Origin of the sequence: Microcoleus sp. Pol7_A1 (genome assembly GCF_036701085.1) — a bacterium.
GTDB classification, from domain to species: Bacteria; Cyanobacteriota; Cyanobacteriia; order Cyanobacteriales; family Microcoleaceae; genus Microcoleus; species Microcoleus asticus.
Genome location: NZ_JAUBQD010000023.1, coordinates 24,001 through 43,886, shown reverse-complemented (window position 1 = coordinate 43,886; position 19,886 = coordinate 24,001). Strand labels below are relative to the sequence as shown.

The following is a 19,886-nucleotide window of genomic DNA, read 5'->3' as shown; positions in this document are numbered from 1 at the left end:
GTATGAGCACGATAGTGCGCGAATTATCGCCTTTTAGTACAGCCAAAAAAAAGCTATTCCCAAAGTAACGAAAGTCAGCGGCAGCCCGAACCGCAAATGTTCTTTAAAAGTCAAATAATCGCCTGATTTTCCTGCAACTTCAGCTACAATTAAATTAGCCACAGAACCCAACAAAGTTAAATTCCCGGCTAGAGTAGAACCCGCCGCTAACAACAGCCAAGCTTGTGTATCTGTTTTGACAATCACCGATTGCAGAACTAACACCGCGGGTACGTTAGAAATTAAGTTAGAAAGAATTACTGTTACTCCCAACAAACTCAGCGGCGTACCAGTCAAATTAGTTAAATTGTCCAACAAACCGAGTTGTTGAGTTGCTTTAGTTACCACAAACAATCCCGCAAACATTACTAGCAAATTCCAGTCAACGCCTTGCAAAATGCGATCGGACTTGACGCGCCTAGTAATTAACAATATACTCGCAGCAATCCAAGCAGATTCTGCTAAAGGTGCTCCCGCCAAAAAAGCTACTAAAAGTCCTGCTGTCACCCACAAACTTTTTCCTAGTAAAGGCTTGAACAATCGATAGCGGACTTGGGGAACCTCCGGCAAAGATTTGCAAGAACGCACTTCTGGATAAAGCAACCACAGCCAAGCTACTTGAACCAGCAAACAAATTAAAGCTACCGGTGCGAGAGAGCGGGCAAATTCTAAATAACTAATTCCCGAAAAAGAACCGACGAGAATATTTTGCGGATTCCCACTCACAGTCGCCACCGAACCTAAATTCGTACCTCCCGCTAAAGCCAAAAGATAAGGGATAGGATTGAGAGACAAAGAGCGAGTCAGACTCAGTGTTAAAGGGGCGAGCAAAATAGCAGTAGTGTCGTTAAGAAAAAATGCCGATAGAATGCCGCTGCCAAAAGTAACGGCCACCATAATGCCGAAAGGAGAACGAGTAAAGCGAGTTAAAAACTCCAAAGCGAGTTGAAAAAAACCTGATGCTCCCAAAGCCGAATTAACGATCATCATTCCCAGCAAAAAAACAATCGTACCTGGGTCGATCGCCTCCCAAGCAGTTTTGAGGTCCAGTATCCCCAAAGCCACCGCAAAAGCTGACCCAACAATTGCAACCGCCGCCCGGTTCATCCGCAGTCCCGGCAAATATCCCAAACCGAATCCCAAGTAAGTCAGTCCCAATACTAGGTATTTGAGTGTTATCATATATACTTAAAACTATTGATTGCCGTTTTTTTCGATTGTCTGGGATGCTAAAAGTACAGACCGGGTAATTGCAGCTAAACCTGCTGGCATTGCAACTAGCGGGAAATATCGCCGGCAGACGGTCTACAAACTACAAACAAACAAAGTGGTTGCATTGGGAAGCGAAAAGCAGGGTGCTGGACAAGTTGTAAATTTATTACAACTTGTAACTTTTTTCAAACAACAGGTTTAATTTAGTTTCACAAGAAAGTTAAATTCCAGAAAGTAAAATTAATTACAGTCGAGTTAAGCTAAAAGTGTTTGCTAAAAAAAGTAATTCAAGCAACCCAGAAACCAACAATTCTCACTTAACCGACACGGAGGGCGAGCTCGCGGCAGCCAAACTTTCGTACGGTCAACAAGTCGAACAGGATTGGTATCTAACTCTCTACGACAATTTTCCTGGCATTTACTTCGTCCTAGACGCTTTGGGAAGAATTTTTTCGCTCAATCAATTCGGCGAGTCTCGCCTCGTATACAAATCGCAGGAATTAATTTGTCATTCAATTTTTAACATATTCTACTGCCAAGAGCAAGGGCAAATGCAGGCAGAATTTGCCGGATTGGCCCAGCCGGAAAACGGTACGGCAACTCCAAAAGTTGCCTGTTGGGAAGGTAATTTGACTTGCAAAGACGGCAGGATTATCGCGGTAAAAGCAACCGCGCGCGCAATGCTTGCGGTTGACTGGAAAATAGAGGAAAATACCAATGGTCGCTCAATTGCCAATTTCCAACTGCCGGCTGTACTGTTAGTTTGCGAAGAAATTAAAACCGCTTCGCAGTCATCGAGGCTATCGCTGCCGCCCCAACAGAGAGAAAATTGGCGCAGTCCAACTTGGGCGATCGCAAAATTAGCCAAAAGTCAACTTAAACAACGCCACAATCTAGAAGGATTCATCCGCGAAGTAACAGAAACTGCTGTCAGTATTGTCAACTGCGATCGAGCCAGTATTTGGCTGTACGGCGAAGACAAAACGCATCTTCACTGCATCGACCTTTACGAACAAAATACTAAACTCCATTCCGTACAAATAATCATCACAGCCGCCGACTGTCCGGCATATTTTCAAGCTTTAAGCTCCGCAAGTGCGATCGCAACTGTGGCAGCAGAAAATGACCCGAGAACGCGAGAACTTGTCGGTCCTTATTTTGCCGATCGGGGCACCACGACTTCCCTGTTAAACGTACCGATTGTGCTGGCAGGTCAAAGGTTGGGAATAGTCAGCGCCGAACGGCACGGTTCTGACGGCGATTGGACGGAAGAAGAACAGGAATTTACCCAAATATTAGCAGATTTTGTATCGTCAAGTTTGTCAGTTAGCGAAAGCTTTAAATTAGAAGTAATGCGACGCGAACAGCAGCAAAACTTGCTGACCAAATACTACGACCAACTAGAAGAAAGAGTAGAAAGACGCACTGCTGAACTAAAAAAAGCCAACCAAAAACTGCAACAAGAAATAATTAAAAGAAAACAAGCAGAAGCAGAACTCCGCCGGCAGCAACAAGAACAGCAAATTATTTTTGATTCCGTGCCGGCGATGATTTGGTACAAAGATACCGAAAGCCGCCTGCTGCGAATTAATCAAGCTGCCGCTGCATCGAGAGGTTTGTCCGCAGCTCAATTAGAAGGTAAATCTTTTTATGAAATATATCCAGATGAAGCAGAGCAATATTATTTAGAAGATTTGGAAGTAATCAATTCCGGTCTTCCCAAACAGGGTAAAGTCGAACTGCTGCCAACTGTCTCGGGTCAAAAATGCTGGGTGCGGACAGATAAAATACCTTACCGCGACGAAACAGGTAAAGTTGCTGGCGTGATCGTGTTTGCAGTAGAGATTACAGATTTAATTCGAGTGGAAAAAGAACTGCGAGAATATCGCGATCGCCTCGCAGAAAAAGTCGATAAACGTACTGCCTTGTACCGGCAAGCTATGGCCGCTTTGTACTCGGCAAATATGCAATTGAAACAGCTAATTAGCAACAGCTACTCCCGCCGCGAAAATGGCAGGAATACAGTAGTACCGAGCTTGCTTGAATCCGAAGCTTATTTTGAAGCAGTTGCCGTGGCTGACCGCGACACAATTTTGAGCGTCAGCAGCAATTTTGCCGAGCTTTTCGGTTACGAACCTGCGGAAATGGCGGGAATGAGCTTGCTGGAACTGCTGTCGCCGAAATCATACAAACAAGCAGCGCAAATGATTTCAGCAGCCACCAATACAGTCTGTGAAACTATTTTTCTCAGGCGAGACGGAACTGCTTTTCCCGCTGATGTGCGCAGCAAATTCGTATTGTGGGAAGGTCGTTTAGTGCAGGTGAAAGCAGTGCGAAACCTCACGGAACGCAAATTAATCGCAGCAGAATTAGAGCGATCGCGATCTCTGCTGCACGCTACCTTGGAAGCAACGGCAGACGGCATCCTCGCCGTTACTACCGCCGGAGAACTGATTAGTTTTAACGAAAAGTTAGTCCAAATGTGGGGAATTTATGAAGAAGTTAGAAACTCAATGGATAGAACGGTGCGGCTGACATTTCTCACTAAGCAAGTTAAAGATCCGAGCGCTTTTTTGCAGAGAGTTAAAGAAATTTATAGCGATGCGGAGTCCGAAGGCTGCGATATTATTGAATTTAAAGACGGCCGAACTTTTGAGCGCTACACGCAGCCGATTCGAGTCGGACAAAATATTATTGGCAGGGTGTGGCGCTTCCGCGATATTACCTCTCGCGCAAAGGTGACGGCAATGTTGGGAGATTCTCAAAGGCGCTTTCGGGCAATTTTTGATTCTTCTTTCCAATTTGTGAGCTTGTTGAAACCCGACGGCACTCTGCTGGAAGCTAACCGAACTTCTCTGGATTTCGCGGGAATTAAGCTGCGGGATGTGGCAAATAGACCGTTTTGGCTATTGCCGTGGTGGGGAGACTCTGAGGAAGTTCGGGAACAGTTGCAAGATGCGATTTCTCGATCGGCAAAAGGTGAATTTGTTCGCTACGAAGTGGAACTTCAAGGTGCAAATCGGACGGCAATTGTTGATTTTTCACTCAAACCGGTCGCGGATGAAACTGGCAAAATAGTATTGCTGCTGCCGGAAGGTCGGGACATTACTAAAAGTAAGCAAGCCCAAGTAGCGCTGCGGCAACAAATAGAACGGGAACGCCTGATCGCACAAATTCAATCGCGCATCCGTTCTTCTCTGGATCTCCAAGATATTCTCAACACTACAGTAGCGGAAGTCCGGGAGTTTTTGGCAACCGATCGCGTCCTGATTTTCCGCTTCCGACCCGACTGGAACGGAGATGTGGTGGTGGAGTCAGTTGGAGAAGGATGGATTCCACTGAAGGGGGTGCCAATTGACGATTGCTGTTTTGCTAATACTTACATCGGACAGTATTTAATGGGCCGCATTCGCGCCATAGAGGATGTTCATGCTTCTAATTTGAGCGAGTGTCACCTTAATTTTTTGGCGGCGTGTCAGGTGAAGGCAAATTTGGTAGTGCCGATTGTCCAGCAGGGAATGGAACCTAGGGAAGGTAACGGTTCTTGTCAAGTGCCGAAGTTGTGGGGTTTGCTGATTGCCCACCACTGTTCGGGACCCCGCCATTGGCAGCAGTTTGACATGGATTTGCTGAGCCAGTTGGGTACTCAAGTGGCGATCGCGATCGAACAATCTTTACTTTACCAACAGTTAGCTGCTGCTAACCAGCGGTTGGACGCGTTGGCGAATTTGGACAGTCTGACTCAATTAGCTAACCGCCGCCGGTTTGATGAGGTGATTAACGGGGAATGGGAGCACTCTAGCTCTTCGGAACCGCTATCTTTGATTATGTGCGACATTGACTGTTTTAAACTTTACAACGACAATTACGGCCACCAAGCCGGGGATGCTTGTTTGCAGCAAGTGGCGCGGGCGATCGGGGATGCTTGCACGAACGCACCTGCAGAACGCCTCTATTTGGCTGCTAGGTACGGCGGCGAGGAATTTGGGATAATTTTGCCAAATACGGATATCGTGTCTGCACAGGCTGTTGCTGAGGGAATCCGCAGCCGCGTCAAAGCCTTGGCAATTCCCCACATCAAGTCTGTTGTCAGCGATTGCGTGACTCTCAGCTTGGGAGTTGCGGGCGTTTCGGAAAATCAAAATTCCCCGAAAATGCTGATTGAAGCGGCGGATAAGGCACTTTATCGAGCTAAGTCTGGCGGGCGAGATCGAGTGGCGATCGCGATTAGTGAGTAGTCAGGTTATTTTAGATTTTAGATTTTAGATTTTAGATTTTAGATTTGGGAATTACTGATGAAGCTGCTGGTTTGGAGCTTGTCTACAGTTGCATTCTTTTTTGAAACTGGTATTACTAAAAAAACGATCGCCCTAACTGGCATAAAGTTAGTGCGATCGCGGTACTATGAATTAGCTATCTATTAATCAGATTCGGCGCGGAATTTTTACGCATTTCCACGAAGATTGTTACAAGACTTCACAGAAAGAGGAGAAGAGTGGGAGATGCGGAAATGTTTCCTTCTAATGACTAATGACTAATGACTGCTGACTACTGACTAACCTACTTAGCTAACAGTTTTTGAAACACCTCATACATATCCTCAGCCAACTTTTTAGGATTCCACAAAGGGGCGAGATGTTCTGGCTGCTTAGATTTTACTAAATGCTCTTTCACCGCATTTCTCAAACCCGCATCGCGGCCAAACTTAACTCCCCACTGCGTGTATTCCTCCCAACTCCACGCCGCACCAACATCAAGATTTGCACTTTTCATAAAAGCGTAACCCATCCGCGAAAGATATTGGTCGCCCGATCGAGTTACCACTGGCAAATTCGCCCACAAAGCCTCTAAATTGTGAGTTCCCCCGTTGTAAGGATAGGAATCTAAAAGCACGTCTGCTACATAATAAATAGCCCGGTGTTCTTCCTCACTTCTGGTTTGCCCTATAAACTTAATCCGAGCAAAATCTACTCCCTGAATTTCGCATTCTTCGCGGTAAGTGCTGTGAATAACATCGGGGTCGCCTTGACCTTTGCGGATTAACAAACTCTCTGGTACTTCCTTAAGGATTTTAACTTGAGCTCGTACCATTTCGGGATTGGTTTTTCTCCCAGGCGCAACGCACAGATAAGTCATTTGCTCCAAGCCAATTCCGAGAGCATTTCTAATCGCCTCTCGGTTCACAGGAATGCTTTGCAGTTCGCCAATTGCTACCGAACAAACAGGCAATCTCACTAATTGTTCTAAGTAATTTTTTTCAACACCAGGGGGGTGAGTGTGTTCGTCGCACAGAAAGTAGTGATTATCTGAAATGTATGGTGCGTCGAATCCTAGCCAAGAAACGCAAATTCCCGCAGGATATTGGTATAAGACTTCGACATTTGTTGGCACTGTCATCGAGTCTAAGTCTATCAAAACATCCAAGTTGTCTTGCGCTACTTCGGCGAAGATTTCGCCGCCATCAGCAAAGCCGTTTGGATATTTTTTAGGCCAGTAAAATTTGCCCGCCATTTCTTCAAACCGCTGCGTAACTTCATCTCGATTGAGTTTCCCGGTGACGTAAAGGTGAACGTGGGGGGTAATGCGGCTTAATTCGCGGATTAAAGCTTCGCTGCACCAACCTACCGAGTGGCGGCGGAAGTGTTTGGAAAGAAAGCCGATTTTTAAAGGCTGTTGTTTGATTTGGTAAGTGGTTGGCTTGATTCTGTTAATTTGCTGCCGCAGCGGGACGGCTTTTTTGTAGTATTCTTTGGCAATTAGTCTGTAGAAACTGGCATTTTTTTCGCGGTTGTCTCGCAGGTGAGAAACTGCAAACAGGAAGATTTCGTAGAGCAGTTTTAGTTCGATTACGCTAAAGGTTTCCACCTTTTCGTAGCAGAGTTTTTCGATTTCTTCGAGTTTCTGAATAGCCTGTTTGCTGACACCGGATTGCAGGTAGGAAAAGACGTAGGCTGTAGCTGACATGATTGGGGCGACATCGCCGCAGTTTTCGCAGTATTTGTCGGCTACATTGCGGGCTCCGGCAAGGTTGGTGGAATGGCTTAGCAAGTCGCACAGTTGTTGGTGGGCTTCGCTGAATTTGGGGTTGCATTGGATCGCCTTTTCAAAATTGGCGATCGCCTCCAACGGCTTATCTTGTTTCTGAATGTGTCCCATGCGACAGTAAACCTCTGCCCAATCCGGTTTTAATGCCAAAGCTTGCTGATAGCTGGCTAAAGCTTCTTCCAGCCGCCCCTGCATGGAAAAACAACTGCCGAGGTTAGCGTGAACTTCCGGCCAATCGGGCTTGATTTTCAGAGTATTGCGGTAATTAGTAATTGCTTCGTCGTACTTGTTTTGTTGTAAAAAAGAGTTGGCTATATTGAAGTGCAAAACTTCTAATTGCGGCTTTAAAGCTACAGCTTTCTGATAGTAAGCGATGGCGGCGTCGAGATTGCCTTGTTGCGATCGCGCGCTGCCGATGTTACCGTAAGCTTCGGCCCAATCCGGCTTAATGGCGATCGCTTTTTCGTAGCTTTCGATGGCTTCCTCGCGCTTTCCTTCGCTGAAAAGTCGATTACCTAAGTTAAAGTGGAAGTCTGCGCCGACTAGCTGCGGGTTGAGTTCGGATGTTCTTTTAAAACAGGCGATCGCTGCTGCGATGTTGCCGTGTTTCTGATATACTTTCCCTAAATTCCAGTGAGCGCCTGCTAAATCTGGACTGAGGGCAATGGCTTGCTGGTAATGGGCTATCGCTTCTTCCAAACGCCCCATTTTGAAATACATACTGCCGATATTAGCCCGCACTTCCGCAAAATTTGGCTGCAATTCTAGGGCTTGAGAATATGAACGAATGGCAGCTTCAACTTTGCCTACTGCTTGCAAAGCATTGCCTAAAGTGACGTAAGCGTGAATGAAATCTGGTCGGATTTTGATCGCTTGCTGGCACGCGGCGATCGCTTCTTTAATTTTACCTTCAACTAAAAACTGTTCTGCCAGTTTTTTGTACGGTTCTACTTCTTGAAAATTGGCAACTTGCCCGCTATCTGGAACATTGAGCGAGGTAACTTGTTCGGAAACTTCGGCGGGGTTTGTAAACGGAGTATTTAAAGTCTCAGTGGTGGGCGCTGGCGGCAAATTTATGCTCGAAGGCTGCAAGCCGTAGCCTTCATCTTTGTTGACAGATACTGGTTGCTGTTCCTCTGATTCTGTTTCTAATTCGATAAATTTGCTGTCGGTAGTTTCCCGCTGTTTTTGTGCTAGCAAACTCGATAGTTTCTCAGCAGCGCTGGCATCTCCCGGTTGCAGTTGCAGCACTTTTTCATAGCAAGCAATTGCTGCATCTAACTTTCCTTGCTGCTGCAAAACGCTGCCCAGCATCAAATTAATCGAACACAATTTAGGATTAATGGCGAGAGCTTTTTGGTAATAATTTGCTGCTTGTTCCAATTGCCCTAACTTGTAATACATACTGCCGATATTCGCGCTAGCTTCGGCAAATCTCGGCTGAATTTCTAAAGCTTGCAAATAAGCTTTAATTGCCATTTCCAGCTTGTCTTGAGCGTGCAGGGCATTGCCCATTGTCAAATAAGCCGGAGCAAAATTTGGTTTGAATTTAAGAGCGAGATTGCAACAGGCGATCGCACTTTCAAATTCTCCTTGCAAAACATAAACTTCCGCCAACTTTTTGTGAGATTCGACATCTTCCCCGTTAAACTCTAAAGCTTTCTTGTAATCTGCGATCGCCTCATCAAGCTTGCCTGCATCTTTCAGCCGATTTCCCTTGACAAAATAAGCTTGAGCTGCTTCTAAATCCACCAACGAATCCGTTATCATTTGCTCTGCCATTCTTACAGGTTGTACAGTAATACTATTCAGCCATTCTACCCACTGTCGGGATCGCACAGACCAAGTACACCCTCGATTTATATATTCTACCTGCTGTCTCAGATGATTTTCAGCAGTTGCGCCGCCCGCACCCGTCTCCTCATTTAAAACTCCGACTATCGCCTCTAAAAACCGCCTTGTATATCCCTCCCAATCTGGTTTACCAGCCCGCTTCCAATTAGTTATCGATGCAAAATTTTCCACCCCGGACATTGAAACTAGACGGGCAAATCCAGCAGTTGTTTCCGGCAAAGCTGCCAATTCACTCGTCACAATCCGGCAACCGCTGGCCATTGCCTCCATCACGGCAATAGATGAGGTTTCCAAATAGGTATTCGGGTAAGCTAAAACCGCGACTGAACGCAGTTGCCGGACGAGTTCGGGTTGCGGTACGGAACCGACGTACTCGACGCCTTCTGTTTCCTGACACTGGCGGTAAAGTTGACCGAAAAAAAGCTGGTTATCATTGTCGTCTATTTGGTGTACTTTCATGCTTGAAAATACTTTTAATCTGGTTCCAGGGACAGCTTGACGAATTTCGGGAAAGACTTTTAACAAAATATCGAGTCCGCGAAATGGAGTGCTGGTATAAGCTAGAATGGGCGGTCGAGATTTATGAGAGAGGATAGAAATATTATCGGCGAAAATGTTAGCAAAACAAGGTGCGATCGCATTTCTTAAAACACAACTGCGATTGGAGTCAATCCCAAAGCGCCGATGAAATTGCTCGCGCTGCCAGTCGCTGACAAATACAAAGGCATCGCAAGCATTGATTTCTCGAACATTTTTAAAATTTTCGAGGAATACAAAGCCCGGTTCGTTATGAATCCACAAAATTAATTGAGTTTGTTTCCCCAAAAACGGCTTAACTTCCAGTGCTTTGCCGACTATATTGACTATAACTAAAAAATCGAGCGCTCGCAGCAATTCTAAATTAGATTTGTCCCCCACCCTGCGCCTGCAATCAACGCCGCGCGACATCCCCGACTCGGAAGTATTGTTGAGCAAAAATACCTCGTTTCCCTGTGCTGCCAACGCCTCGGCTAAGTAACAAATAGCCGACTGAGTGCCGCCCAAAGGTTTGCAGTAAGGAGTTTCAATTTTGTAATCCCAAGTGTAGGTATCGAGAAATCCGATTTTCATTAAATGGTATAATCTTAAAACTATTGAGGAGTACCCAACATGACCACAGAACAAGATCCCGTAAAATTGATGAAACAGCAAGTCGGCTTTGCTGCCGCCGATCGCGTAAAATCTGGTATGATTGTCGGACTCGGCACGGGGTCAACTACAGCTTATACTATTCAAGCATTGGGCGATCGCATAAAATCAGGTGAACTCAAAGATATCAAAGGAGTGCCGACATCTTTTCAATCAGAAGTGTTAGCCAAACAGTACGGAGTACCGCTGACAACACTAGATGAAATTGACAAAATTGATGTTGCTATTGACGGCGCTGATGAAGTAGATCCCCACCTCAACTTAATTAAAGGTGGTGGCGCAGCCCACACCCGCGAAAAAGTAGTCGATTACCTCGCAACTCAGTTTATTGTAGTAGTTGACGGTTCCAAAATGGTTGATAAATTGGGTTCGACTTTTCGCGTTCCCATCGAAGTTATACCGATGGCATTAACACCAGTGATGCGTGCCATTGAAAAATTGGGTGGCAAACCCGAACTCCGCATGGGTGTGAAAAAAGCAGGCCCGGTAATTACCGATCAAGGTAATATGGTAATTGATGTCAAATTTGATGACATTGCCAACCCCGGAGAAATGGAAAAAAGCTTGAATAACATTCCCGGTGTGTTAGAAAATGGTTTGTTTGTAGACTGTACAGATTTGGTTTTAGTCGGCGAAATCAAAGACGGAAAACCCGTAGTACGGGAGATTTCTAAATAGTCAAGACTGGCCCGATGGTGGTCAAAAACTATTTGTGGAACAGGCATCTTGCCTGTTCAATAGAATGCTGTAATATGGGAGTTACCACCCGCAAAAATACCAAAAACAAGGCTTCTTACCCTATAGCAACCGCCAAGACTATTAAGAAGTTCTTAATCAGTGAAACCCTTGCACTTGTTACATCTTCCTTCTTCCTGACATCCGTTACATCCGTTACATCCGTTACATCCGTTACATAATCCGTTGCCGAACTTCCTTCTTCCTGACATCCGTTACATCCGTTACATAATCCGTTGCCGAACTTCCTTCTGCTATAGCTTTGATTTTGATTATGATGATGCAATATCGCAGATTCGGTCGCACAGAATTATCCATGCCCGTCTTTTCCTGCGGTGGCATGAGATATCAGTACAAATGGCAAGACGTGCCAGCCAATGAAATTCCCCCAGACAATCAACAAAATCTAGAAGCGACGATTCGCTACTCGGTTGAATGCGGCATAAATCACATAGAAACCGCTCGCGGTTACGGCACTTCTGAGATGCAACTGGGGTCGATTTTTCCCAATTTTCCCCGCGAAAAGTTGATAGTGCAAACGAAAGTTAATCCCAAACCGAACTCCCAAGAGTTTCGCGAAGAATTTGATAAATCCTTAGCTTATTTGCAACTGGAATACGTCGATTTACTGTCGCTACACGGCATTAATACGTTGGAATTGCTAGAGGAGTCTATGCGTCCGGGCGGCTGCATGGATGTGGCGAAAAAGTTGCAAGCCGAAGGCAAAGTTCGGTTTATTGGTTTTTCAACCCACGGTCCGACGGATGTGATCGTCAAAACAATTGAAACTAATCAATTTGATTATCTTAACTTGCACTGGTACTACATCAATCAAATTAATTGGCCGGCTATTGAAGCTGCTAAACGTCACGATATGGGCGTTTTTATTATCAGTCCTTCCGACAAAGGCGGTCAACTTTACAGCCCGCCGCAAAAATTGGTAGACTTGTGCTATCCGCTGAGTCCGATGGTGTTTAATGATTTGTTTTGTTTGTCGCATCCGCAAGTACACACTTTAAGTTTAGGCGCAGCCAAACCTGAAGATTTTAACGAGCATCTGAAAGCTGTAGAATTGTTAGATAGAGCTGATGAAATTTTGCCACCGATATTAGCCAGGTTGGAAGATGCAGCAATTAATAAATTAGGAGAAGATTGGTTTAAAACTTGGCACGTCGGTTTACCAACTATAGAAAATACTCCCGGAGGTATTAATATTTATGTGATTCTGTGGCTGTGGAATTTGGCGCAGGCTTACGATACGATCGACTATTGCAAGATGCGCTACAACCTCTTAGGTAATGCGGGCCACTGGTTCCCCGGCCAAAAAGCCGATCGCCTCGATGAATTAGACTTGCGCCGCCCTCTCGCCCACAGTCCCCACGCTGCTAAAATTCCCGGTATTCTTCAAGCAGCCGATCGGCTTTTTGGAGGCCAAGCCATCCAGCGCTTGTCCCAAGAATAATCAAAAAACAACCCGGTTTCGAGACAGAAACCGGGTTGGGGAACCGGAGCACGTGAGTTAGTTACGCGCACACAATTAGCCTATACTTGAGAAACTCTCACAACCATCGCCCATCCGTCTCATCCATTCGGGCGATCGAACTTTTTTTCTAAACTCGCTCCCATTTTGCTTTAATCTGAGATAAAACAGTTAATAATTCACTTAGGTATTTTTTATGACTCTCAAACGCCGAGATTTCTTGTATTTGGTGACTGCCACCGTCGGAGCTATTACCGCAGGTGCTTGCCAAGCGTCAGGAAATAATGTATCGCAAGCAAGTCCAGTTGCAGAAAGTCCAAAAATAGCCCAAACTCCGGGGTCTTTTACACTGCCACCTCTGCCTTACGAATACAATGCTTTAGAACCGCACATCGATGCGCGGACAATGCAATTTCACCACGACAAACACCACGCCGCTTACGTTAAAAACCTCAACGATGCTGTCAGCAAATACCCGCAACTCAAAAATATCACTGCGGAAAATATGCTGCGAGATTTGAGCAAAGTGCCGGAAGATATTCGCACAACCGTGCGCAACAATGGCGGCGGACACCTAAATCACAGTATGTTTTGGGCAATCATGACTCCCAACGGCGGCGGCGAACCCACAGGGGCAATTGCAACAGCAATCCAGCAAACGTTCGGCAGTGTTGACGATTTTAAAGCAAAATTTAACGATGCCGGCACTAAGCGTTTTGGCAGCGGTTGGGTTTGGCTAGTCCGCAATAAAGCAGGCAAACTTGAGATTACAACTACTGCCAATCAAGACACTCCTTTGATAGATGGCAACTATCCAATTATGGGTAACGATGTTTGGGAACACGCTTATTATCTCAAATATCAAAACCTGCGCGCCGACTACTTAAAAGCTTGGTGGAATGTTGTTAATTGGGCGGAAATTAACAAGCGCTACGAACAGGCGATCGGTTAGTTTAACCAGATTTGTAGTGGCGCTGTCTTCGCTTCAGCGCAACTACAAACATTGTTTTATGTAGATTGAAAATATTAGGATAATCGGCGAATAGAATTCGCGACTATACAAACAAAGTCCGCGCAACGCGAGACTCAGAGAAGAGAGAAATTATTTAACCTGGTTTCGTATTATAAACCATTGAAAAACGGCTATAGCTAGCGCACGGGACGCTCGAACTGCTGTACAACTTTCCGCAAGTAAACGCAGTGCCGCGCCCCCTGACTCGTCGGCGTTGTGAATGCTTCGACTGACTCAACTTTACCGCCCAAATGCTCGATCGCCCTTTGCAACTCCGTTTCTTCCTCCACCGTCCAATTTCCACGGTAAAGTACAGCCAAACCGCCATTTTTCAGCAGAGGCAGCGCGCATTTAGCGCATAGAGGAGCGGCTCCCACTGCTCGGAGAAGTGCTAGATCGTAAGCTTGTTTGTGCTGTGGCCCTCTGGCAATTTCATCGGCTCTGCCCAACAAAGTTGCAGCATTTTCTATCCCTAAAGACGGCACAACTGTTTCCAAAAAAGTAATTTTTTTGCGCGTAGAATCGAGCAACGTAACTGATAAATGCGGCAGGGCGATCGCGATCGGCAACCCCGGAAAACCCCCTCCAGTCCCAATGTCGATCGCTTTGTGTACCGGCTCGGCGGACAATTCGGGATTTTCCGCCGAATTGTGATTAGCTGGCAGCAGTCTCGCAATTCCCCGCAGAGAATCCCACAAATGTTTTTCCCAAAACTCCATCGGCTCAGTAATTCGAGTTAAATTCAAGGAGCGATTTCCCTCGACAATTAACTCATAAAGCCGCTGAAATTGTTGTTGCTGCGACTCATCCGGCTGCCAATTCAGCGTTTTTTGCCACAACTCGTTCATCTCCGGTAGCACAGGCATTGTAATCTGATTCATCTTGTATTGCCACTCTTTCCTAAACTATGCAAATTATCTTCGCCCAAAAATGCTTCACAATGCGATAGACCCGCCCGCACTAACTAATGACTAATGACTAATGACTAATGACTAACAAAACTCGTTTCCTTAGCTTCTAGCTTAGCCCGATCGACCTCCTGCAAATCCCCGTGGTCTAAAGTCCAAAATCGGTCAGCAACGCTCAGCAAATCGCTAGCATCGTGAGTAACAATCAACAAAGTCCAGTGACTTTTCAACTTGCTCAACAAGCTTACCAACTGCCGCCGCATCGACCAATCCAAACCCGCCGTCGGTTCGTCCAATAGTAGCAAATGCGGCTGCCGAATTAACTGCACTGCCAGGGCTACCCTCCGCTGTTGCCCGCCGCTCAAAGCGTGGGGGGAAGCGCGCAGCGGCAAATGTCCGAGCCCCACTTCTGCCATTGCTGAGTTAATTTGTTCTTGTCCCAATTCAGGATGCCCCAACCGCAATTCTTCTAAAATTGTGCCGCCGCAAAAATGCCTTTCTGGAAACTGGAACACTAACCCTCCTAACTGTTGCAAGTGTTCCGGTGTTAATTCTTGTTCCCGCCAACGGATGTCGCCGCTAGTTTTTTCTGCTAAACCTGCTAATATTTCTAATAGCGTACTTTTGCCAGAACCGCTGCGACCGACAATCAGCCCCATTTGCTGCGAGGGAAGTTCTAAGTTAATATTTTTCAGAATAGCATTCGGACAGGCTGTAGGATGATATACTAAGTTTTTTAGATAAAGCATTAACGCAATTGGTAATTGGGGAGAAGGAAGTTCGCTAACTAACAGTGTACGGGATTTAACGGGTTTAACGGATTTGTGCTATTAATAGTTAAGGCTGTTTCTGGTTGTTGCCGAGCGCACACAATTATTTTACAGAAATCTTAACAAAAATTTTCCTTTTTTTCAGGATTGGCGTTTGATTTCTCAGTTTTTTCATGGTATATTTTAATAATGGAAATCAGTCCGTTTATCTATTAAAATTCACACTTCCATTATTAAAATATACCGCAACAGCTAGAAAAAATCAAGCAAATTTCACTCTTTTTTTGGTCGCGACCCGAGAGTCTGAAAATTTAACTCTCTTGTTTGTAGTTTACAGTATATTCCATTGAGAGAATTGACGATGACGAAAACCCCTTTAGCATCGCTGGGCAAGCAAATGTTAAGTTCTAAACAGACAGTGCGGGCGATCGCCAGTGCAGCAGCGATCGCCCTCAGCATCTGCATTAACTCGGCAGTAGCGGGCGATCCCTTTCGCAACAGCAACCCGCAGGCGATCGGGACCAACACCGAAACCGCTTTCAAAACAATGTTTCAGCAAGGAAACTACAAACAAGCAAAAACTCAAATTCAACAAGCACTATCAGCCGAACCAAACGAGCCGCTAGCCTATGCAATGGCAGCCTCCCTCTCATACATCGAGCAGGACTTAAACTCGATGAATTCCTACGCACAAAAAACCCGCGAAGTCGGGGAAAAATTGACTAAAACTAATCCATTGCGCGGCAACATCTACACAGCAGCAGGTCACTTTCTAGAAGGGTCGCACATTATAGCCAAAGAAGGAACAGCCAAAGGCGCGCCCCAAGCTTTGAGTAAATTGCGAGTAGTATTTCAATACCTAGAGGCCGCCGATAAAATAGCGCCCAACGACCCCGAACTTAACCTGATCAAAGGCTACATGGACTTAATTCTAGCCACAAACCTGCCCTTTTCCAACCCCAACGAAGCCATTCAAAGACTGGAACAAAAAGCCTCTCCCCGTTACTTAGCTTATCGCGGCATGGCAGTAGGCTATCGAGACTTGAAAAAGTACGATCGCGCTTTAGAATTTGCGAACAAATCGCTAGCAGAAACGCCAAATAATCCCGAAGTTCTCTATCTAAAAGCACAAATTTTGTTTTCCCAATCCCAGGGGAAAGACGGCAACAAAACCTTACTGGAGGAAGCCCGAAAAAACTTCGACGCAGCCTTAGCAAAACCCGACCAACTGCCGCGCAGTTTAGTAGCCGAAATCTTCTTTCAGCAGTGCAGAACCCGTAACCGTCTCGACAGCCAATCTCGCGCCTGCGACCCGATGCGCGATAAAATTAGAGATGCAGATGGAGTCTGGGGGCCGACAGCCTTACCACCATTATAAAAACACCAAAAAACTATGCAAGTAGAGTTTCGCGAGTTTAACCCCTTTGACCTCTGGATTTGGCTGAAGTTCAGCAACGTGCCTTCAAACGGTGAAAAACAGTATGTTGAAGAAGTGTTTGACTCTTGGTTTTTCTTGGGAAAACTCGGAGGATTTAATGCGGAAAATTTGCAAGTTCAAGATGAAGGCTTAGATATCAGTCAGATGAATTACGATGTTAATCTAGCCGACCAAAGCATGATGGCTTTGATGCACAATATGGGAGAAATGGAGTATCAAGGTTCTTGGGCTCGCTGCTGGTTTGATTTGGGCACTAGCGATGCGATCGGCCTCGATGTTTTGATTAATGTTTTCCAGCAACTCAGCAAAGAATTCGTAACGATTGAAAAACTCATTATTGGTGGGGAAAATACAAACTGGCCCGTTGACAACACTCGCCGTCGAGAGGCTTTTGCTGCTGATAATTAGTGATTAGTCATTAGTCATTAGCGGTGGATTCTACTCGTTACTAGGCTCTGCCTGGTAACGCATATCCGGAGGCTCTGCCTCCTATTTTGCTGCTCCCAAAGCGAGGCAGAGCCTCTGGACATTGATTCCTAGGCAGAGCCTAGGAACCAGTTAATGATTAATGACTAATGACTGATGACTAATTATGCAAGGTAAAGTTCGCGTAATTGTTTTAGGATTAATTCGATCGGGCGATCGCATTTTCGTGTCAGAATGCGAAGATCCGGTCAAACAAGACACATTTTACCGAGCTCTGGGCGGTGGCATAGAATTCGGAGAACACAGCATCGACGCTTTGCAAAGAGAGTTTCAAGAAGAAATTCAAGCCGAGTTGACAAACATCAAATATTTGGCTTGTTTGGAAAATTTTTTTATTTTTAATGACCAAGCCGGACATGAATTAATACAACTATACCAGTGCGATTTTGTCGATTCCAAATTTTATCAATTGGAGAGTCTGGATTTTGCAGACGGAGATGGGGAACATACTGCATTTTGGATGCCGATCGAGCGCTTTCGCTCAGGCGAATTGCGCCTAGTTCCAGACAAATTTATCGACTACTGCGAAGGCTAATAACTCAACCAGTAACAAAAAACAAATACCTGATATGGAGGAATTAAACCTAAAATATTTGCCGTCGGGGCCGGTTTTACCTGAAATATTGGCGATAACTAACAGGATGAATAAACCCGCCCCTTCCTTCCGCCCCCCGCATTACCCGGAGCTACCTTACACTAGGCAGAGTCCGCAACAGCTCATAGAGCAAAGAGTTGATAAAACCGAGGGCGATCGCCCCCAGCAAAGCACTCCAAATTCCCCAGCGCAACCGAAATCCATCCACTAGCCAAGCCGCCAATCCAAAGATAATCGCGTTGATAACAATTATCCACAAACCAAAAGTTACCAACACCAATGGAAAACCCAAAACCACAAAAAGCGGCCGCACCAAAGCATTCAGCAATCCAAAAACGGCAGCCGAAACCATCGCTTTTCCAAAAGTGTCAATGTCCACCCCGATGGGCAACTTGGAAATAATAAAAAAGCTCACCGAAGTTACCAGCCAAGCAATTGCCAGCGAAACGATATCCATGTGTTCATCTCCTTAAAAAAGCTAAACATTAAATCGGAACAACAGCACATCCCCCTCTTGTACAATATACTCTTTTCCTTCACTGCGAACTAAGCCTTTTTCCTTAGCCGCATTCATAGCGCCCGTAGCAACCAAATCTTCATATGCTACAGTTTCGGCCCGGATGAAACCCCGTTCAAAGTCCGAGTGAATCACCCCCGCAGCTTGCGGTGCTAGCATTCCCGCGATAATCGTCCAAGCGCGAGTTTCTTTCGGCCCGCTAGTAAAATAAGTCCGCAAACCCAATAATTCGTAAGTAGCTCGAATCAAAGATTTCAAGCCACCTTCTTTTACTCCCAGAGATTCTAGGAAATCCGTTCGTTCTTCCTCGGATAACTCCACCAATTCTGACTCAACTTGCGCCGAAACTATGACAACCTTAGCATTTTCTTTAGTTGCTACTTCCCGCACTTGTTCGACATAGCTATTTCCTGTTGCTAAATCGTCATCAGATACGTTAGCAGCATAGATAATTGGTTTGTTGGTCAGTAATTCCAAACCTTTAACTAATTCAGCTTCTTCATCTGTGAAACTGTACTGCCGCGCCGGTTTCCCCGCATTCAAAACAGCGACCAATTTTTCGAGTACATCCACTTCGGCCTGAGCTTCCTTATTGTTGCGGGCCAGCTTGCGAGTGCGATCGAGCCTGCGTTCAATTTGAGCTAAATCTGCTAAAATTAATTCGAGATTGATAATGTCAATATCTCGCTGGGGATCGACAGAACCCGCAACGTGAATGATATCATCATTGTCAAAACAGCGGACAACGTGGACGATCGCATCTACAGCTCGAATGTGAGACAAAAACTGATTTCCCAGTCCTTCCCCCTGACTCGCCCCCTTCACCAAACCCGCAATATCCACAAACTCCATCCGCGTCGGCACAGTTTGCGCGGAATTGGAAATATTGCTCAGCACCTTCAACCGTTCGTCTGGCACTGCCACGATACCCGTATTTGGCTCGATCGTACAGAAAGGAAAATTAGCAGCAGTCGCCTTGGCATTAGCAACCAAAGCATTAAACAAGGTAGATTTGCCAACATTAGGCAATCCGACAATTCCGGCGGTGAGCATAGGTATTTAGAAACATATCACTGTATCAAAATATCATAAGAAATAGCAATATATCTGACTTGTCCCTTCTAACTTCTACAGCTAAGCTTGAATAAATATCTAACTTGAGGTAGATAGGTAAATGATCAACAAGTTGTTAAGCAAAGTAACGATCGCTGCGGGGATCTCGCTGCCCCTGTTAGCGCTGACAGCAGCTAGCGTTTTCGCTGAGATGGTCAAAGTTTCGGTGATTAACAACAGCGGCAAGACGATGACAGCCGTTTATATTTCTGCTCCCGATAAGGATACTTGGGGAGAAAACGAGCTAGACGGCTCGATTGCCGATCGGGAAAAGGCAGATTTTGAGTGGAATCAAGCTGACTACGGCGGCTCGGATGCGGGCTGTGTTTTTGATGTCAGGGCCGAATACTCTGACGGCAAATCCACTGATTTGGAGGCTGTTGACCTTTGTAAAGAGACTGCGCTCAACTTCAATTAATTGATAATTTAGGCAAAAACCGAGTTTTTTCAAGTCTGATATTCAACAAAAAGATTGGCGACTTTGGAGAAACCCG

General features: G+C 45.6%; 16 protein-coding genes. 9 read left to right on the top strand and 7 right to left on the bottom strand.

All coding sequences use genetic code 11. From position 1 onward, the window contains the following. Positions 1-33: 33 nt before the first annotated feature. A complete protein-coding gene (locus tag QUA20_RS15025) occupies positions 34-1,221 on the bottom strand; it encodes an anion transporter (RefSeq protein ID WP_333189603.1) in 1,188 nt (395 codons plus the stop codon). A gap of 296 nt (positions 1,222-1,517) precedes the next feature. On the opposite strand from QUA20_RS15025, the gene QUA20_RS15020 reads away from it, so the two are divergent. Continuing rightward, positions 1,518-5,489 carry a PAS domain S-box protein gene (locus QUA20_RS15020; protein ID WP_333189602.1) on the top strand — a complete coding sequence of 1,324 codons (3,972 nt, stop codon included), beginning with the start codon at positions 1,518-1,520 and terminating at the stop codon, positions 5,487-5,489. Between the two features lie 57 nt (positions 5,490-5,546). Continuing rightward, complete coding sequence (locus QUA20_RS15015; protein WP_333189601.1) at positions 5,547-5,675, top strand: hypothetical protein; 129 nt, start codon at positions 5,547-5,549, stop codon at positions 5,673-5,675. A gap of 136 nt (positions 5,676-5,811) precedes the next feature. Here QUA20_RS15015 and QUA20_RS15010 read toward each other — a convergent pair whose 3' ends face one another. Continuing rightward, positions 5,812-10,260, bottom strand: a complete 4,449-nt coding sequence (locus QUA20_RS15010) for a tetratricopeptide repeat protein (RefSeq protein WP_333189600.1) — start codon at positions 10,258-10,260, stop codon at positions 5,812-5,814. A 39-nt stretch (positions 10,261-10,299) separates the two neighbouring features. Here QUA20_RS15010 and rpiA point away from each other — a divergent pair, with 39 nt between their 5' ends. Next, positions 10,300-11,016 carry a ribose-5-phosphate isomerase RpiA gene (gene rpiA / locus QUA20_RS15005; RefSeq protein ID WP_333189599.1) on the top strand — a complete coding sequence of 239 codons (717 nt, stop codon included), beginning with the start codon at positions 10,300-10,302 and terminating at the stop codon, positions 11,014-11,016. 115 nt (positions 11,017-11,131) lie between these two features. On the opposite strand, the gene QUA20_RS15000 is transcribed toward rpiA, so the two are convergent. After that, positions 11,132-11,359, bottom strand: coding sequence for a hypothetical protein (locus tag QUA20_RS15000; protein ID WP_333189598.1), 228 nt, complete (start codon positions 11,357-11,359; stop codon positions 11,132-11,134). On the opposite strand from QUA20_RS15000, the gene QUA20_RS14995 reads away from it, so the two are divergent. Continuing rightward, entirely contained in the window at positions 11,351-12,535 is a 1,185-nt protein-coding gene (locus tag QUA20_RS14995) for an aldo/keto reductase (RefSeq protein ID WP_445304679.1), read from the top strand. The genes QUA20_RS15000 and QUA20_RS14995 overlap by 9 nt on opposite strands. A gap of 214 nt (positions 12,536-12,749) precedes the next feature. After that, a complete protein-coding gene (locus QUA20_RS14990; RefSeq protein WP_333189597.1) occupies positions 12,750-13,505 on the top strand; it encodes a Fe-Mn family superoxide dismutase in 756 nt (251 codons plus the stop codon). A 197-nt stretch (positions 13,506-13,702) separates the two neighbouring features. On the opposite strand, the gene rsmG is transcribed toward QUA20_RS14990, so the two are convergent. Together rsmG and QUA20_RS14980 are read right to left on the bottom strand one after the other, a co-directional pair. Continuing rightward, positions 13,703-14,446 carry a 16S rRNA (guanine(527)-N(7))-methyltransferase RsmG gene (gene rsmG / locus QUA20_RS14985; protein ID WP_333189596.1) on the bottom strand — a complete coding sequence of 248 codons (744 nt, stop codon included), beginning with the start codon at positions 14,444-14,446 and terminating at the stop codon, positions 13,703-13,705. Positions 14,447-14,550: 104 nt separating this feature from the next. Next, on the bottom strand, positions 14,551-15,222 hold the full coding sequence (locus QUA20_RS14980; protein WP_172184743.1) for an ABC transporter ATP-binding protein: 672 nt from the start codon (positions 15,220-15,222) through the stop codon (positions 14,551-14,553). Between the two features lie 382 nt (positions 15,223-15,604). Between QUA20_RS14980 and QUA20_RS14975 the strand changes: the two genes are divergently transcribed. The 3 genes from QUA20_RS14975 (at position 15,605) to QUA20_RS14965 (ending at position 17,702) form a co-directional block, all read left to right on the top strand. Beyond that, positions 15,605-16,621 (top strand): Sll0314/Alr1548 family TPR repeat-containing protein, encoded by a 1,017-nt coding sequence (locus QUA20_RS14975; protein WP_333189595.1) that lies wholly within the window; start codon positions 15,605-15,607, stop codon positions 16,619-16,621. 15 nt (positions 16,622-16,636) lie between these two features. Next, entirely contained in the window at positions 16,637-17,089 is a 453-nt protein-coding gene (locus tag QUA20_RS14970) for a DUF3531 family protein (RefSeq protein ID WP_333189594.1), read from the top strand. Between the two features lie 184 nt (positions 17,090-17,273). Next, the gene (locus QUA20_RS14965) at positions 17,274-17,702 is read left to right on the top strand and encodes an NUDIX hydrolase (RefSeq protein WP_445304678.1); all 429 of its coding nucleotides are present in this window, start codon (positions 17,274-17,276) and stop codon (positions 17,700-17,702) included. Positions 17,703-17,853: 151 nt separating this feature from the next. On the opposite strand, the gene QUA20_RS14960 is transcribed toward QUA20_RS14965, so the two are convergent. After that, a complete protein-coding gene (locus tag QUA20_RS14960; RefSeq protein WP_333189593.1) occupies positions 17,854-18,219 on the bottom strand; it encodes a phage holin family protein in 366 nt (121 codons plus the stop codon). 21 nt (positions 18,220-18,240) lie between these two features. Next, entirely contained in the window at positions 18,241-19,332 is a 1,092-nt protein-coding gene (gene ychF / locus QUA20_RS14955; RefSeq protein ID WP_333189592.1) for a redox-regulated ATPase YchF, read from the bottom strand. Between the two features lie 121 nt (positions 19,333-19,453). Between ychF and QUA20_RS14950 the strand changes: the two genes are divergently transcribed. Continuing rightward, a complete protein-coding gene (locus QUA20_RS14950) occupies positions 19,454-19,810 on the top strand; it encodes a hypothetical protein (RefSeq protein ID WP_333189590.1) in 357 nt (118 codons plus the stop codon). Positions 19,811-19,886 lie beyond the last annotated feature (76 nt).

What these genes read in the sequence shown, in the direction of transcription:
- QUA20_RS14970 (WP_333189594.1), top strand. Translation starts at nt 16,637, where the DNA reads ATGCAAGTAGAGTTTCGCGAGTTTAACCCCTTTGACCTCTGGATTTGG.
- QUA20_RS15015 (WP_333189601.1), top strand. Translation starts at nt 5,547, where the DNA reads ATGAAGCTGCTGGTTTGGAGCTTGTCTACAGTTGCATTCTTTTTTGAA.
- QUA20_RS14950 (WP_333189590.1), top strand. Translation starts at nt 19,454, where the DNA reads ATGATCAACAAGTTGTTAAGCAAAGTAACGATCGCTGCGGGGATCTCG.
- QUA20_RS14995 (WP_445304679.1), top strand. Translation starts at nt 11,351, where the DNA reads ATGATGCAATATCGCAGATTCGGTCGCACAGAATTATCCATGCCCGTC.
- ychF (WP_333189592.1), bottom strand. Translation starts at nt 19,332, where the DNA reads ATGCTCACCGCCGGAATTGTCGGATTGCCTAATGTTGGCAAATCTACC.
- QUA20_RS14975 (WP_333189595.1), top strand. Translation starts at nt 15,605, where the DNA reads ATGACGAAAACCCCTTTAGCATCGCTGGGCAAGCAAATGTTAAGTTCT.
- QUA20_RS14990 (WP_333189597.1), top strand. Translation starts at nt 12,750, where the DNA reads ATGACTCTCAAACGCCGAGATTTCTTGTATTTGGTGACTGCCACCGTC.
- QUA20_RS14965 (WP_445304678.1), top strand. Translation starts at nt 17,274, where the DNA reads ATGCAAGGTAAAGTTCGCGTAATTGTTTTAGGATTAATTCGATCGGGC.
- rpiA (WP_333189599.1), top strand. Translation starts at nt 10,300, where the DNA reads ATGACCACAGAACAAGATCCCGTAAAATTGATGAAACAGCAAGTCGGC.
- QUA20_RS15010 (WP_333189600.1), bottom strand. Translation starts at nt 10,260, where the DNA reads ATGAAAATCGGATTTCTCGATACCTACACTTGGGATTACAAAATTGAA.
- QUA20_RS14960 (WP_333189593.1), bottom strand. Translation starts at nt 18,219, where the DNA reads ATGGATATCGTTTCGCTGGCAATTGCTTGGCTGGTAACTTCGGTGAGC.
- rsmG (WP_333189596.1), bottom strand. Translation starts at nt 14,446, where the DNA reads ATGAATCAGATTACAATGCCTGTGCTACCGGAGATGAACGAGTTGTGG.
- QUA20_RS14980 (WP_172184743.1), bottom strand. Translation starts at nt 15,222, where the DNA reads ATGCTTTATCTAAAAAACTTAGTATATCATCCTACAGCCTGTCCGAAT.
- QUA20_RS15025 (WP_333189603.1), bottom strand. Translation starts at nt 1,221, where the DNA reads ATGATAACACTCAAATACCTAGTATTGGGACTGACTTACTTGGGATTC.